Annotated in this window: 9 protein-coding genes and 1 rRNA gene; 5 read left to right on the top strand and 5 right to left on the bottom strand. The window is 63.3% G+C overall.

Annotated elements, in window-relative coordinates:
* Positions 1–110 precede the first annotated feature (110 nt).
* Positions 111–1,055 (top strand): LysR family transcriptional regulator, encoded by a 945-nt coding sequence (locus tag G7016_RS21130; protein ID WP_181117765.1) that lies wholly within the window; start codon positions 111–113, stop codon positions 1,053–1,055.
* Here the strand turns inward: G7016_RS21130 and G7016_RS21125 are convergent.
* A complete protein-coding gene (locus G7016_RS21125) occupies positions 1,006–1,332 on the bottom strand; it encodes a hypothetical protein (RefSeq protein WP_181117679.1) in 327 nt (108 codons plus the stop codon). The genes G7016_RS21130 and G7016_RS21125 overlap by 50 nt on opposite strands.
* 560 nt (positions 1,333–1,892) lie before the next feature.
* Here G7016_RS21125 and G7016_RS21120 point away from each other — a divergent pair.
* The 4 genes from G7016_RS21120 to G7016_RS25405 are packed head-to-tail and all read left to right on the top strand — an operon-like array spanning position 1,893 to position 6,198.
* A complete protein-coding gene (locus G7016_RS21120; RefSeq protein ID WP_181117678.1) occupies positions 1,893–2,747 on the top strand; it encodes a sugar phosphate isomerase/epimerase family protein in 855 nt (284 codons plus the stop codon).
* Entirely contained in the window at positions 2,744–3,778 is a 1,035-nt protein-coding gene (locus G7016_RS21115) for an isopenicillin N synthase family dioxygenase (protein WP_181117677.1), read from the top strand. The genes G7016_RS21120 and G7016_RS21115 overlap by 4 nt, the downstream gene beginning before the upstream one ends.
* Before the next feature lie 41 nt (positions 3,779–3,819).
* On the top strand, positions 3,820–4,608 hold the full coding sequence (locus G7016_RS21110) for an ABC transporter substrate-binding protein (protein ID WP_181117676.1): 789 nt from the start codon (positions 3,820–3,822) through the stop codon (positions 4,606–4,608).
* Between the two features lie 42 nt (positions 4,609–4,650).
* Positions 4,651–6,198 (top strand): amino acid ABC transporter permease/ATP-binding protein, encoded by a 1,548-nt coding sequence (locus G7016_RS25405; protein ID WP_181117675.1) that lies wholly within the window; start codon positions 4,651–4,653, stop codon positions 6,196–6,198.
* Here G7016_RS25405 and recD read toward each other — a convergent pair.
* The 4 genes from recD to rrf form a co-directional block, all read right to left on the bottom strand.
* Positions 6,176–8,242, bottom strand: a complete 2,067-nt coding sequence (gene recD, locus G7016_RS21100; protein WP_181117674.1) for an exodeoxyribonuclease V subunit alpha — start codon at positions 8,240–8,242, stop codon at positions 6,176–6,178. The two genes, G7016_RS25405 and recD, sit on opposite strands and share 23 nt — an antisense overlap.
* Positions 8,239–11,922, bottom strand: a complete 3,684-nt coding sequence (gene recB / locus G7016_RS21095) for an exodeoxyribonuclease V subunit beta (protein WP_181117673.1) — start codon at positions 11,920–11,922, stop codon at positions 8,239–8,241. The genes recD and recB overlap by 4 nt, the downstream gene beginning before the upstream one ends.
* Positions 11,919–15,377: an exodeoxyribonuclease V subunit gamma gene (gene recC, locus G7016_RS21090; RefSeq protein WP_181117672.1), complete on the bottom strand. Its 3,459-nt coding sequence runs from the start codon at positions 15,375–15,377 to the stop codon at positions 11,919–11,921. Before recC ends, recB begins: the two co-directional genes overlap by 4 nt.
* Before the next feature lie 152 nt (positions 15,378–15,529).
* Positions 15,530–15,631: ribosomal RNA gene (gene rrf, locus G7016_RS21085) — 5S ribosomal RNA — on the bottom strand; the annotation flags it as partial.

Raw genomic sequence — 15,631 nt, 5'->3', positions numbered from 1 at the left:
TGATTGTTGTTGTTCGCGATCAGCGCTCGATTCAGCGCTGGCAGGGAATGCCTGCATCCAGTATAGGTATGCAAACTTCCAACAAGAATGCGGATATAAGCCGGATCATCATGCAGAAACACATCACGTCACTGGCGGGACTGAACTGGGATGACCTGAAGTTTTTCCTTGAGGTGGCCCGGCTGCGCAAGGCCAGCAGCGCGGCCAAGCGGCTCGGGGTGGACTACACCACCGTGTCCCGCCGCATCACCGCGCTGGAAACCTCGCTCGGCACGCTGCTGTTCGAAAAATCCCGCACCAATGGCTTCAGCCTTACCAACGAAGGGCAGCGGTTGCTGGGCTACGCCGAAGCCATCGAAAGCACGCTGCACATGGCCTGTGAACAGGTTACAGGCTCTGGCCTGGCACCCTCCGGCCATGTACGCATGGGCTGCACCGAAGGCTTCGGCAGCTTTTTCATCACACCGCTGCTGAGCGAGTTCGTAGAGCAATACCCGGCCATTTCGGTAGATATATTGCCCCTGCCCCACTTCATCAGCCTGTCCAAGCGCGAAGCGGATATCGTGATCGCTCTGGAGCGCCCGGAGCATGGGCCGTATGTGTGCTGCAAACTCACCGACTACCGGCTGCGCCTGTACGCCACCGCCGACTACCTCGCCAGGCACGCGCCCATCACCGATGTGGCACAGCTGCCTGATCATCCGTTCGTAAGCTACGTGGACGACCTGGCCTTCAGCTCTGAACTGCTTTACCTCAGCCACCTGCTCCCCGCCGCCAGCGCAAGGCTGCGCAGCACCAGCGTGGTCGCGCAGATGGTGGCGGCGCGGCAAGGGCATGGGCTGGCGATATTGCCCTGCTTCCTCGCCGCCGAAGCGCCGGAACTAGTGCCGGTGTTGCCGGATAAGGTGGAGCTGACCCGGCAGTTCTGGATGTACTGCCGGGAAGATTTGCGCAAGCTCAAGCGCATTACCCTGCTGTGGGATTACATCAGGGCACAGACAGAGCTCAACCGCCCGTTTTTGCTGGGCGAGGCGCAGCTTCGGAAGGTTGATTGATCGCCCTGATCGACGATGCCAAGGGCTGGAAGACGGGGCTGGATTGGGACGCCCCTGCGCTGCCCATCACTTCGAGCTTCAACAGATGACCCAAGTAATTCAGCCCCTCGGCCAGGAGGGTAATGTTATGGCTGTCGCTGCGGCTGGAACTCACCTCGATGTACCCGCAGACCGAGAGCGTCCTTAGCTCCTCCAGGTCTGTGATGGCGATGGAATGCCAATCTCCAGCGGCAATCAGCTTCAGCAGCCTTAAATGCTTTGCATCATACGTATTCATACCGGACCCTCCATGGATGGATAGCCGATAGTAGCCCCGGGCCATCGGTCATGGATAGGGGGGTTTTGACAAACCTGATGAGTGCATCGCATTGGAGGGTTGGGCTTGTGTTCGCAAGCCGTAAGGGGCTGGGGCACTCAGGCGCTCTGGCACGTGGGTGATGAGCCGGCCGCGCCATTGTGTGTGCGCTTTGGATGAACGGAGGGATTTTTTAAGGTGACGGAGCGACCTGCTGTAAGCATTACTCCAGCGTGAGTTTCAGGGTTGCTTTCAGACCGTCGTGGCAGTCCATTCCCGGGCTATGCCCGGTCCCACAGGTGAGTGAGCTCCCACAGGGTGCGGTGGTGACCCAGGCCCACAAAGCCGGCCAAGCATTCACTTCAGAAATCCCTGAACTAATGATTTGCCGCAGCCTATTCAACCCGCCGCCACGTGCTGCCTACCATCGGCGCATCGGAACGGGCCCGTCAGAGGCCCGGCCTCGGTTCACGCTTGCTACTGCCCTTCATTGCTTTCGGCCACGCCGGGGGCATTACGTAGCTGCGCGCCGAGGGGCACCGATGCAACTGGAGATTTTCCGATCACTCTGGGGTTACAGGGCCAGCAAGGCCCAGGCGCTGGAGGAGCTGCTGGCGGCGGGGTTCGACGGCATTGAAGCGAGGCTGCCGTTGGACGCAGCCGAGCGGCGGGAATTCGCGGCGTTTCTTGCCAGCAATCTCGTGCCCTACATCGCTACGGTGTTCACCGCCTACGACGTGCTGCCCGAGCAAAGCGCGCCGCCCTCTGAACACCTGGAAGACCTTCAACGCAAGCTGGACTGGGCCAACGAGCTAGCGCCGCGCTTTGTAAATGTACTGGCCGGCAACGACCGTTGGTCGCTGGCCCAGCAGGTCGACTTCTTCGGCGAGCTACTGGCGCTGGCCAGCCAACAAGGCGTGCCGGTGCTGGTGGAAACCCACCGCGCGCGGTCGCTGTTCAACCCTTGGGTCACCCTCGAACTCATTCGGCAACTGCCGGCGCTGCGCTTCACCAGCGACATCAGCCACTGGGTGGTGTGCTGCGAGCGTTTGTTGAACGACCCCGCCGATGACCTTTCCCCGTTCGTGGAGCGCGTGGCGCACATTCAAGCCCGGGTGGGTTACGACCAGGGCCCGCAGGTGCCGCACCCTGGCGCGCCGGAATACGCCGAAGCGTTGGCCTTCCATCAAGGCCATTGGGAAGCGGTATGGCGCGCGCAGCAAGCGCGTGGCCAGGCCGTTACTACCCTCACGCCCGAATTTGGCGCGGACGGGTACCTGCACCATCTCCCTTTCACCAACGTGCCGGTGGCCGACCTCTGGGGTTTGAACCAGTGGATGGCCAACACCGAACGCGCGCACTTCCAACGTTTCCTCAGCGAGGGCCAGGCGGCATGAGCAACGCCAATTTCAGCAGCATCCCCGTGGTAAACATCGCCGGCCTGTTCAGCGTGGAGCTGGAGCACCGCTTGGCCGTGGCCGAGCAGTTGGGCCGTGCCGCCAGTGAAGTGGGCTTTCTGTATATCACCGGCCACGGCATCGACCCGGCGCTGATCGAAGGCCTGCAGAACGCTGCGAAGGCGTATTTCGCCCAGCCGCTGGACGCGAAGATGAAGCACTACATCGGCACTTCAGAGAGCCACAAGGGCTTCGTGCCCAAAGGCGAAGAGGTGTACGGCGAGGGCGAGCCGGATCACAAGGAAGCCTTCGATATCGGCTTCGAAGTGCCCGCGAACGACCCGCTCTACCTGGCCCGCACGCCGCTACTGGGGCCGAACCATTGGCCAGAGGTACCTGGCTTCAAGAAAGCGGTGCAAGCCTACTATGCCGCAGTGTTTGCACTGGGCAGCAAGCTGTTCAGTGGCTTCGCCCTGGCGCTGGGCCTGCCCGAAGACTACTTCGCGCCCATGGTCAGCCGGCCGCCGTCCAAGCTGCGACTGATTCACTACCCCTTCGATGCACGACGGGTGGATGCGCCCGGCATCGGCGCCCATACCGACTACGAGTGCTTCACCATCTTGCATGCCGACCAGCCTGGCCTGGAGGTGATGAACGACCAGAACGAATGGGTCGACGCGCCGCCACACCCGGGCGCCTTTGTGGTGAACATCGGCGACATGCTGGAAGTGATGACCGCCGGCGCCTTTGTGGCCACCGCCCACCGGGTGCGCAAGGTCGCGGCCGAGCGCTATGCCTTCCCGCTGTTCTATGCCTGCGATTACCACACCCAGATCGCCCCATTGCCCAGCTTCGCCAAGAGTGAGCAGCACTATGAAGCCCTGCCAATCGGGGAACACATGTGGGGCCAGGCCCTGCAAACCTACCAGTACCTGCGGCGCAAAGTGGCGGCTGGGGAGTTGCAGCTACCTACCCATGCGCGCAAGCCCGCCAGTTTCGGCCACCTGAAAAATCAGGCAGCCGCGTTGTGATCGCCCAGCACTTACATCAAAAACTCCAGGAGCCTTCGCCCATGCATTACACCACCCGCTTCGGCCTGCTTGCCGCCGGCCTGCTGTGCGCTACTGCAACCTTCGCCGCACCTACCACCACCCCCGGCGTGTTGAAGGTGGGGATGGAGATTACCTACCCGCCGTTCGAATCCTACGATGCCAACAAGCAAGTGGTGGGCTCCGACCCGGAATTGGCGCACTCCCTCGCCAAGGCCATGGGCAGCAAGGCGGATTTTGTGGATACCAAATTCCCTAACCTGATCAATGGCCTCAACGCCGGGCACTACGACGCGATCATTTCCGGGATGTACATCACACCCGAGCGTGAAGCCCAGGCGCAGGCGATCCCGTACGCCAACACCGGCGCGGCGATCATGGTGCCCAAGGGCAGCGAGCTCAGCCCGAAAACGCCGGAAGACCTCTGCGGCCTGAAAATCGGCCTTGAGCAAGGCACCACCTGGGTGGCGAAATTCCGTGAGCTGTCCACCAGCTACTGCGTGCCGAACAAGAAAGGCGAGATCACCGTGAGCGAGTTCCCGTCGGCACCAGAGGTGACTCAGGCCTTGCTCTCCAAGAATGTGCAGGCACAGGTGGAGATCGCTGGCGCGGCGCACATGATCGCCCAGCGCACCAATGGCCGCGTGGTCGTGACCTCGGAAAAACTGGTATACCCGCAAACCCTGGGCATCTACGTGAAAAAGGGCAACGCCGATACCTATGCCGCCTTGCTGGAAGCGGTGAAGGCCAGCAAGCAGAACGGCGAGTACGACGCCATCCTGAAGAAGTACGACCTGGAAGCGGTTAACTGACGTTTATCAGCCGCCCTTCCGGGGGCGGCGCCTGAGGTGCCTATGCAATTCGACTGGAGTTATTTCGTTTCGCTGTTTTCCATGGCGGACTTCTGGAAAGCCTGCGTCACAGTCATCGCGTTGAGCGCCCTGGCGTGGTTCCTGGGGATGATACTGGGCTTCTTGCTGGCGTCGGCCAAGCTTTCAACCTCGCGCCTCTTGAGCGTGCCAGCCAGCGCCTACATCTGGTTTTTCCGCAGTATTCCGCTGCTGGTGCTGGTGGTGTTTGTGTACAACCTGCCCCAGCTGTTCCCGGCCACCGGCGCGGTGCTGTCCAACCCGTTCTATTCCGGCTTGTTCGCCCTGGTAGTGACCGAGGCGGCCTACATGGCGGAGATCCACCGTGGTGGGCTTATCTCGGTGCTCAAGGGCCAACGGGAAGCCGGCCGCGCGCTGGGCATCGATACCGTGGGCCTGCAGCGGCTGATCGTGATTCCGCAGGCGTTTCGTATTTCGCTGCCCACGCTGATCAACGAATACATCACCGTGGTGAAGTTGACCTCGCTGGTGTCGGTGATTTCCCTCACCGAGTTGCTCACCGTTGGCCAGCGGCTGTATGCGCAGAACTTCCTGGTGATGGAAACCCTGGCTGCGGTCGGCGCGTATTACGTGCTGATCGTGACAGTATTCGGCTGGCTGCTGCAGTGGCTGGAGCGTTCACTAGACCTCAACCGCCGCACGCCTGCAGCCTTGAACGAACACGCCCTTGCCCAGCTTCGCAGCGCACCGGCGGCGGCCACGCGGCCCAGCGAACCGGTGCCTGCTCGCGGCGCGGCGCCAGCGCTTCAACTGCGCAACCTGCACAAGCGTTATGGCGAGCACGAGGTGCTCAAGGGCATCGACCTGACCGTCGCCGCCGGCGAGGTGATTTCTATCATCGGCCCGTCGGGTTCGGGGAAAACTTCGCTGATCCGCACCATCAACGCACTGGAGAGCATCGAGCAGGGCGAAGTGGTGCTGTTTGGAGAGGGCTATATCAGCGCCGGGGACAAGCCCAACACCGCCAGGGTGCGCCAGGGTATTCGGCGCATCGGCATGGTGTTCCAGAACTTCAACCTGTTCCCACACCGCACCCTGCTGGATAACGTCACCCTGGCGCCCCGCTACCATGGCGAGCCCAGGGCCGTGAGCGAGCGCCGGGCGCTGGCCCTGCTCGACAAGGTGGGCTTGCTCGCCCATGCGTACAAATACCCGCAGCAGTTGTCCGGTGGCCAACAGCAACGCGTGGCCATCGCCCGCGCCATGGCGCTCAACCCTGAGATCATGCTGTTCGACGAGCCCACCTCCGCACTGGACCCGGAGCTGGTGGGCGAGGTGCTGAAGGTCATCCGCGACCTGGCCGACGAAGGCATGACCCTGGTGATCGTGACCCATGAAATGGACTTCGCCATGTCCATCTCAGACCGGGTGATTTTCATGGAGAACGGCAAGGTCGCATTCGATGGCTCGCCCCAGGCCATCCGTACCGAAGCAGCGGCGCAACGGGTGCGCCGCTTTATCGGCCTGGAAGAGGAAGCTCCAGCGTCGCTCAGCGAGCGGGCTCGAGCATAAGCCCGCTGAGCCGGCGCACCTTGCGTTTTACCGCTTCCTCGAACACCCCGGGGCGCGGTTCCACCAGGCTGAACCAGCGCCTGGCGCGGGTGATCCCGGTGTAGATCAGTTCCTTGGTCAGCACCGGGTTCAGCGCATCGGGCAGCACCAGCGCGGTGTGCTCGAATTCCGAGCCCTGGGACTTGTGCACCGTCATGGCGTACACGGTTTCCACATCGGTCAGGCGGCTGGGTAATACGAAGCGAACGCCGCCCTGCCCGTCGTTGCGCGGGAAGGCTACGCGCAGCGTGAGCCGTGACGAACCTTCGGCTTCGGGCAAGCGCAAGGCAATGCCGATGTCCCCGTTCATCAAGCCCAGGCCGTAGTCATTGCGGGTCATCAGCACAGGGCGGCCTTCGTACCAATGGTGGTCGCTCTCGATCAGGCCGGCGGCGTACAGCGCCCGGGTTGCCCGTTGGTTCACTGCCTCAACGCCCCAGGGGCCTTTGCGCACCGCGCATAGCAGGCGGAACGTATCGAAGGCGCGCAATACATCCCCCGCCCATACCAACCAGGCAGGGTCTTCAAGTGAAGCGGTGGCTGCGGGGCGGTTGCGCTGCACGAGGGTAAGGTAGTGCCGATAGCCGAGGGGGCCGCCAGTGCGGGCACCGGCGCCCTTGGTCGTCCCATTGAGCAACAGGCGCTCCAGTGCCTGATCCTGCTCGCCATGCAGGCGGCAACTGGCGATGTCTTCCAGCGAGCGGTCGTTCAACACCTTCCGGGCGTCTTCAGGCCGCTGCTGGTTGACGCAGCGGGCCAACTCACCAATGCCACTGCCTTCGCCAAAGCGCCGGGAGTAACGCAGCATCACCAGTTGTTGGGCAAGGGCATGCTCGGCGTCAGTACCCTCCTGCAGGCCAGCCGCGGAGAGGCTTTGCCCGGCGATCGCTTCCAGCCAGGCTTGAGTGGCTGGCGTGTAATAGCCTTGCTCGGCGTCGCGGCACAGGTCGCCCAGCACCGCGCCAGCCTCCACCGACGCGAGCTGGTCCTTGTCGCCCAGCAGGATCAACCGCGCCTTTGGTGGCAGCGCCTCCAGCAGGTTGGCCATCATTTCCAGGTCGATCATTGACGCTTCGTCCACCACCAGCACGTCCAGCGGCAAGGGGTTACCCCGGTGATGACGAAAATGCCGCGTGCCGGGCCGGCTACCCAGCAAACGGTGCACCGTGGTGACATCGGTGGGGATAAGCGCCTTGATCGCGTCGGCGACGTCCAGGCCCTGCACTTGCAGGCCAATGGATTCGGTCAAGCGGGCGGCGGCCTTCCCGGTAGGCGCGGCGAGGCGAATGCGCAACGGGCGGTTCGCCTCGACCCGAGGGCCTTGCAGCAACGCCAGCAGGCGTACCACCGTGGTGGTTTTACCGGTGCCCGGGCCGCCGGTGATGATGCTCAGGGCCGAGCGGGTGGCCAGGGCACAGGCCAGCTTCTGCCAGTCCACCGGCATGGACGCCTGATGAGGGAACAGCGCATCCAGGCGCTCACCCAGGTCGGCCGGAACCTCCGAAGGCTGCGCCAGGCGCTGCCTTAACGCACCATCCACCGCCCGCTCGTAATTCCAGTAGCGGCGCAGGTATAGGCGGCTGCCATTGAGCACGAGGGGGCAATCCGCCGCGCCAAGGGCGCCCGTCGCCACCAGGGGGGAGGCACTCAAAGTGCGTAGCCAGTGGGCAAGTTCCAAAGTGGCGAGCACCTGGGAGGGCAGCACTTCACCTGAAAGGCCGGCGTCCCCCTCGGGGGGCAAGGACAGCGCGAAATCGGGCTCCAGCAGGGTTTGTTCCAGGTCCAGGCATACGTGGCCATGGCCCAGTTGGTGGCTGGTGAGCGCGGCGGCGAGCAATACCAGCGGGTCGGCCGTGCTCACCCGCTCGGCGAAGAAACGTACCAGAGCTTCATCCAGCGGCCGCAGCCACCCGCGCTCCACCCACAGCCGCAGCAAGCGAAACAGGCCGTCGATGGATGCCAGCGGTGAAGTGGTTTCTTTCTGTTCAAGCGTGAGGTCACTCATACCGAAGCCCCCAGGAACAAATCGGCCTGCTCGCCCGGGCCGGCGTCTTCCAGGCGGCCCTGGAACAGCAGGTCGAGCTGCTCGATAAGCGCCCGGGGTGGGCGGCTGAAATACACGCCTCGCGTAGGGGCGCTCAAACCGCGCAGGAATATGAACAAGGCGCCTCCTATGTGCTGGTCGTAGTCGTAGCCCGGCAGGCGAGCCTTCAGTTGCCTGTGAAGCGCCAGCAGGTACAGCACATATTGCAGGTCGTAACGGTGCTCGAGGATCGCGGCCTCCATGGCCAGCGGCGAGTAACTGGAGTCGTCCGGGCCGAGCCAGTTGGATTTGTAATCGGCCACGTAATAGCGCCCGTTGTGTTCGAAGCACAGGTCGATGAAGCCCTTGAACAGGCCGTTGAGCCGCCCGCCCTCTGCCGCGGCGCGCGCCGCCCCGTGATGGGTGTGCTGGCGAACCAGGGTGTCGAGGCGATGAACGTCCACCTCGCTACTGGCGAACCAAAACTCCATTTCGTAGCGATACGTGGCCAGCTCGGCCAGGCAAGCCTCCTGCCCATCGCCCAATGGCAGCGGCGCCTGCAGCATGCCGCCCAGCCATTGCTCAAGGGTGGGTATCCAGCCGCTCCAGCCGCGGGTGGCGCAACGCCGGGCCAAGGTATCGCGCATCAGGGCGGGCCGCTGGGCAAGCGCGGCAAAGCCTTCGCGTGCCGCCCACTCCAATAGCCCGTGAAGGAAGGTGCCAGGGTGAGGGCCCCGCGGGAACTGGTGGATCGGGCCCTGGGCAGGCCCCAGGGAGGTGGCATTGCCGAGGGGCTCATCGTCCAGCAGGTTTTGCGCGCGCAGGCTGTCGGGGGCCAGGCCGCCATCGACGTTTTCGGCGATACGCAAGGCGCTGTAGGACGCGATCCACCAGTGTTCCGCCGCACGCCGCGCGGGGGTAAGGGCCGGCCGCGACTGGCGCTCACTGCGCGGCGGCACATAGATCTCGCCGGTCGCTTCCGGCACCGGGCATACCGCTAAAGCGGGCAAGCCGCCTTGCACGGTGGCGAGCCAATCGCCGAGCGCAGGGGATTCCGCCAAGGGCTGGCCGCCCCCCAGCAAGTAGCCCAGCGCCGAACGGTGCAGCGCCGAGCGGCTTTCGCGGCCACGCTTGAGGTCGGCAACGCCCAGCCAGCACGCGTATTGGGCCCGCGTGAGCGCAACGTAGAGCAGGCGCAGGTCCTCGCCCAAGCGCTCGTCATCGGCGGCAGCGATGGCGGCATCGTCGGGTGCCATGGACACGCACACTTCACCCTCGGGGGTGTGCCAGCTCACCGGCAGCCGGCTGCCATCGATGGGGCGGGCGCTGCAGACGAAGGGCAGGAATACCAGTGGATACTCAAGCCCCTTGGACTTGTGAATGGTCACCACCTTCACCAGTTGCTCGTCGCTTTCCAGGCGCACCACTTGCTCGTCGCCACCGTCGTGGGTGCTGGTCAGCCGTTCCGCCAAGTGCCGAATCAGCGCTTGTTCGCCGTCCAGCTCGGTGGAGGCTTGCTGCAGCAACTCGGTGAGGTGCAAGAGGTTGGTGAGTATGCGCTCCCCATCCGCTCGGGCAGTGAGGGTCTGGGGCATGTCGAAATCGTGCAGCAGGCGGCGCAGCATGCTTAGTACACCCTGGGTGCGCCAGAGCACGCGATATTCGCGGAATTGCATCACCCGCGCTTCCCAAGCCAGTTCGTTGCGGTTCAACGCCTCCAGTTCGGACAAAGGGCGGGCCAGAGTAACGCTGGCCAGCGCGGCGCGCAGCAAACGGTCGGCGTCCGGCTCGGCGCAGGCGCGCAACCAGGCGAGCACATCCAGTGCTTCCTGGCTGTGGAACACCGACTCCTTGTCCGACAGGTAAACGCTGCGCACGCCTCGCGCCCGTAGTTGCGCGCGTATCGCCCGCGCCTCGCCACCGTCGCGCACCAGGATCGCGATGTCGGCAGGTGCGAGCGGGCTGAGTGTGCCGTCCCCGGCTTGGAAGCCACACAGCCCGCGCTTCCCCAGTTCCAACAGGCGCACGATTTCGCTCGCGCAGGCCGGCGCCAGTTGATCGCGGTAGACACCGTTGGCCACGGGCTTCTCGCTATCGAGCGCCCAGAGCGTCAATGCAGGCTTGGGCTCGCCCTGTACTACCCATTCCTGCTTGCGCCCCTGCGCCTCCACCGACAGGAACGGTACCGGGTTGTCATCTGCTTCGCGGAACAGGAACGCGCCACGCCCCTGCTCGCGCGCCTCGGCCTGCTCGAACACACGGTTGACCGCTGTCACCATGGCGTGGCTGGAGCGGAAATTGGTACCCAGGCTGTGCAGGCGCCCGGCACTGGCCCGGCGAGCGCGCAGGTACGTGTGGATATCGGCGCCGCGGAACGCATAAATCGCCTGCTTGGGGTCGCCGATAAGGAAGATGCCAAGGTCTGCGCGGTTATCGGCGATCTGATAGATGCGCTCGAAGATGGTGTATTGGATCGGGTCTGTGTCTTGAAACTCGTCGATCAAGGCCACCGGGAACTGCGTGCGGATCACTTCGGCCAACGCTTCGCCGGCGCTGCCGCGCAATGCGGCGTTCAGGCGAAGCAGCATGTCGTCGAAACCCATTTCGGCGCGGCGACGCTTCTCGTGTTCGAAGCGATGCGCAATCCACGCCGCCGCATGCTGGAGCGCGTCCGCGCCTGGGTCCGGCAAGCCTTTGAGGCGATCACGCAGGGTGAGCATCGCTTCGAAGGCTTCATGATTGGGCGGGTCGGTTTTCCACGCCTCGGCGATGCCTTCCGGTGTAAGACGTTCGAAGCCCTTGCCGATGTCCAGCGTGTGGAGGTTCGGATCGGCATGCCAGTCTGCCAGCCCTTGCAGCCAAGGCTCGAAATAGCGCGGCTGAAGCTTGCGCGCGTCCACGGCTTTATCGGCAATGCCTTGCAGCAGCAGGGCCCGCACCTGCTCCACCCATTCCGCCCACGGCTGCTTGATGCGAGACAGCTCTTCCAGCCGGCGCTGCAAGCCGCTCTCGATGTGATGGCCCGGGTGCGCGGCTTCGTCCAATGGCTGCGCGCCGCTCAGCAACGCACGCACGCGCGCCAGCAGGCTCGCGGGGGACTTCCAGTGTTCGCGTACCCAGGTGAGGGTGTCGCCGACCATTCCGTAGCAGTATTGCCGCCAGTAGTCGCGCACCACTTCGCCCAACAGCTCGCTGTGGTCGGTTTCCAGGCTTTGGGTGAACAGGCTGCCGCTGTCAAAGGCGTGCTCGCGCAACATGCGCTGACACCAGCCATGGATAGTGGACACCGCGGCTTCGTCCATCCATTGCGCCGCGGCGTCAAGCTTGCTTGCACAGACCGGCCATTGGCTGTCGGGGTAGTCTTCTCGCAACTGCCGCACCAAGTCGTCCGGGGCCGGGATTTCATCCCGAAAGAACTGCGCCGCTTGCGCCAAACGGGTGCGGATACGGTCACGCAGTTCCTTGGTGGCGGCATCGGTGAACGTCACTACCAGGATTTGCGGCGGCAATAGCTCCCGCCCGAACCCGCAGGCCTCGCCCCCATGGTTGAGCACCAGGCGTAGATACAGCGCCGAGATGGTAAAGGTTTTCCCGGTGCCGGCACTGGCTTCGATCAGCTGGCTGCCGCGCAGGGGAAAGGTCAATGCCAGGGGGCGCGTCATCGGGTGTTCTCCTGAGCGGAAAGGTCTGCCCAGGGGGCGGCATGCAGGGGTTGGTACAACGTTTCTACCCAGCCTTCGAAGGTTTCGTCCTGAGTCAGGGCGTTGAAGTCCGGGTATTGGCGCGCCAGGGCCATGTCGCGGGTGCGCTCGCCGGCGGCACCGAAATCACTGCCGTCATAGGCCAGCTGAGCGGCTTTTATTCCAGCGTCACGGTCCTTGGCGTCGAGGAAGGCAAAGGCGGTACGGGCAGCGACAGGTAGGGGCTGCGCCATGCCCAGGTGCCAGCCTTGTAGGAGGCCAGCCAAGTGCCCGCTGGCGACGGACTGCTCCAGTGGCGGCAACATCAGGGTAGTGTCAGTCGCCACCACGGCGCTGTGTAGCGGCAGGCCTTCAGCACAAGCGATGAGGTGCTGCACCCAGGTTTCGATCAGGCGCGGCCATTTGCGGCCGCTGCGCGTGTTGATGGCGTTGGCCACCAAGGTAACGCTGAGCAATGACCCATCGCTGCCTTCGTGCACGCCGCCCAGCCAGCCTTCGACTGCTATGCCCTGCGCTTCGAAGTGAAGCGGCAGGGCGCTGTCCAGCCGTTGTGGCCAGCGCACCAGCAAGCCCTGGTAACGTGTGATCAGGTCGGGCAACGGCGCAATCAATTCGGCCTGCAGCAGTTCGCCAAACCCCGCCATAGGCAGCCGGCCCGCAGCCTGCAAGCGTTGGGCGTGGGCTTGTAACACTGTGTTCAGCTCGCTATCGCCGGCGAGCACAGCGGCATCGAGCAGGTGCCGGCTCAGCCCATAATGCTGCAAGCCGTCGAGGGTGAAGGGTTCGGCTTCATCCAGCGCGCCTTGTAGCTCTTCGAAGTAGATCTTCAGCCGCTGCGTGTAGAAATGCTTCACAGGGTTACGAAGGAAATTGGCAAGCACATCAGGCGCGATGGGCGCATCCAGCGTGTACGCCGGAAGCGGTTGTTCCACGCTCTGGGCTTGCACGGGCTCATGCACCCGCTGCCACTCATGCGCATAACTGAAAAGCCCTTCGTGGCCGGCCTCGAAATACCGTGCGCTGAAAGGCTGGAGCGGGTGCTCCAGGGTGAGCCCATGGAGCAGCTCGGTGCTGTCGCTCTCCTCCCCTTCGAGCCGCCAGCCGCTGGCGAGGTGGTCACGTAGTTGGCCGATCAGTACCGACGGCGGCCGCTCGGTATTGTCGCGAATGCTACGGCCCACCCAGCTGATGTACAGCTGGTGGCGCGCAGACAACAAAGCCTCCAATAGCAGATAGCGGTCGTCTTCCCGTCGCGAGCGGTCGCCTGGGCGGTAGTCCGCAGCCATGAGGTCGAAATCCAGGGGCGGCTGCGCGCGGGGATAGTCGCCGTCATTCATGCCCAGCAGGCACACTACATCGAAGGGAATGGCGCGCATGGGCATCAAGGTACAGAAATTCACCGAGCCCGCCAGGAAGCGTTGGTTCAAGCTCCCCTGATCCAGCCCGACCAACCAGGCTTCACGCACGACCGTAAGCGGCAGGGCGTCCTGCAGCTGCACATGTTCGCAAGCTTGCAGCCACTGGTCCCGCAGCTCATCCAATTGAATGAGGAGGTACTCGGCGTGTTCGTCTTCCGGCAGGAAGAAGTCCACCAACAGCTGCTGCAAGCGCTCACCCCACTCCTGTGGGGCGGCGGGCGAAGCCAGGGTTTGATACCAATGGTCAAGACGATCGACCAACGCATACAGCGGGCCAACCAGAGCAGCATCCAGCCCACCGACTTCATCGTATGGCTCTATCCCGTCGAAGCCGGCTTCGCCGCCTACCGCGTAGCCCAACAGCATGCGGCGCAGGCCAAACCTCCAACTGTTCTGCTCGATCCCTTCGGGCAGCCCCAGTGCCGTGCGCTGCCGTGCATCTAGCCCCCAGCGAATGCCTGCACCCTCGATCCAGCCATGGAGAATTGCCAGGGATTGCTCGGGTATGCCAAACCGCGCCCGTAGCGCTGGCACGTCGAGAAGGTCCAGCACTTCACCGACCGCGAAGCGGCTATCCGGCAAGTGCAGCAAATGCTCCAACGCAATCAACAAGGGCTCACGGCCGCGCTGGCCCTGGTCATTGAGGGTAAAGGGTATGTGACGACGGTCGTCCCGCGGCACCTGGCCAAATACTGCCCGTATGTGCGGGGCATAGGCATTGATATCCGGCACCATCACAATTACGTCCCGGGGGTTCAGATCCGGGTTGGCGGAAAAACGCTGTAGCAATTGATCGTGCAGCACTTCCACTTCACGCTGGGGGCTGTGCGCCAGGTGAAAACGAATGGAGTCATCTGTTGCCGGGTTAACCGCAGGCCATAGCTCGCGGGTTTCCCGCAGGGGCCGTAGCTCCAGTATGTCGTTCTGCAGTTGGCTCAGGAGGGTGGGGGTGTCACTCTCGCTATAGAGGTCGATCTTGCCGTCGCTGAATGCGCCACGGTAGCTGTCCGGCTGGTCGAATTCATCGAGCAGGCTGATGTAGTCGCGCCCTTGTTTACCCCAGGCGGCCAGCAAAGGGTGCGCATGCTGGTGAAGGTCTTGCGCTTCTACTTGAAGCGGCATACCTGACTTGCGTTGCTGGCGCCGGTATTCACGGCGGAGCAGGTCTTTGTCGGCGACGATGTCGGCCCAATGGTGGCGACACGGGTTATGCACACACAACAGCACCTGGGTGAAGCGTGAGAGCCCGGCAAGCGCATGGAGTATCTGGGCAGGCAGGGACGATATGCCGAAGACGATGACCCGTTCTGGCAAATCAGCCGGTGGGGTTTGCGCTGTGGTGATAACTTCCATGTAGCGCTGATGCACGCCTGCCCGGCTTTGGGCCATACCTTCCTGGCCTACGTCCTCGAGCAACGCTTGCCATAACGCAGCCTGCCATCTGTTGGCCTCGGCCAGCGGCTTCGCCTCCCCTCTTGCCGAGCGAAGCTGAAACGCGCCGTTGCCCCAATCTTCCAGCCAGTCTGCCCGGTACACCTGATACTGGTCATACAGGTCTGCCAGACGTTGAGCGAGCTGGTAACGCTTTCGCATGTCCGTGTCGTCGCCGAGAAAACGCGCCAGTGGCTCGAATGAGGGCTTGAGCACGAGGCAGGGTAATAAACGCATGAGCCGCCAGGTAAGCGGCACTTTGTCCAAGGGCGACACTTCAGGAATCAGGTCCCTTCCCAGTACGGCACGGTACAGCTGCCACATGAAGCTGCCGGGCAATTGCACATCGATCGCAGCGGCAATGCCACAGCCGCCGTTCTCCGGATCCTGGGCAAGGGCCATCTTCAGCCACTGGGCGATACCGTTGCTTTGTACCAGGGCAACTTCGTTCTGCAAGGGCCGCAGCGGGTAACGCCGCATCCACTCCACTACCAGGCTGCGCAAGTCATCGGGGCGGTTGCCATGGATGACCATGAACCCTGGTGTAATGGCTTCGGTTGCTGACATTCCGCCGTCCCGGAGACAAAGAATTGGAGGGAGACGATGCCACTACTGACTTTGGGTCGCAAGGCGTGTGATGCCGCGGGGCTGTGGGGTTTTAGGGGTACAGAAAAGACAAAACCCCCGATCGCAGGGCGATCAGGGGTTCTGGGTTTGAATCTTGACGATGACCTACTCTCACATGGGGAAACCCCACACTACCATCGGCGATGCATCGTTTCACTGCTGAGTTCGGGATGGGATCAGGTGGTTCCAATGCT

Origin of the sequence: Pseudomonas japonica, assembly GCF_013522925.1 — a bacterium.
In the GTDB taxonomy this organism is placed as follows: domain Bacteria; phylum Pseudomonadota; class Gammaproteobacteria; order Pseudomonadales; family Pseudomonadaceae; genus Aquipseudomonas; species Aquipseudomonas japonica_A.
Note: the sequence above shows the minus strand (reverse complement) of the source record. Positions and strands in the feature narration are given on the sequence as shown.

Excerpts from the sequence above, each read along its gene's own strand:
- G7016_RS21130 (WP_181117765.1), top strand. The coding sequence starts at position 111 with ATGCAGAAACACATCACGTCACTGGCGGGACTGAACTGGGATGACCTG.
- G7016_RS21125 (WP_181117679.1), bottom strand. The coding sequence starts at position 1,332 with ATGAATACGTATGATGCAAAGCATTTAAGGCTGCTGAAGCTGATTGCC.
- G7016_RS21120 (WP_181117678.1), top strand. The coding sequence starts at position 1,893 with ATGCAACTGGAGATTTTCCGATCACTCTGGGGTTACAGGGCCAGCAAG.
- G7016_RS21115 (WP_181117677.1), top strand. The coding sequence starts at position 2,744 with ATGAGCAACGCCAATTTCAGCAGCATCCCCGTGGTAAACATCGCCGGC.
- G7016_RS21110 (WP_181117676.1), top strand. The coding sequence starts at position 3,820 with ATGCATTACACCACCCGCTTCGGCCTGCTTGCCGCCGGCCTGCTGTGC.
- G7016_RS25405 (WP_181117675.1), top strand. The coding sequence starts at position 4,651 with ATGCAATTCGACTGGAGTTATTTCGTTTCGCTGTTTTCCATGGCGGAC.
- recD (WP_181117674.1), bottom strand. The coding sequence starts at position 8,242 with ATGAGTGACCTCACGCTTGAACAGAAAGAAACCACTTCACCGCTGGCA.
- recB (WP_181117673.1), bottom strand. The coding sequence starts at position 11,922 with ATGACGCGCCCCCTGGCATTGACCTTTCCCCTGCGCGGCAGCCAGCTG.
- recC (WP_181117672.1), bottom strand. The coding sequence starts at position 15,377 with ATGTCAGCAACCGAAGCCATTACACCAGGGTTCATGGTCATCCATGGC.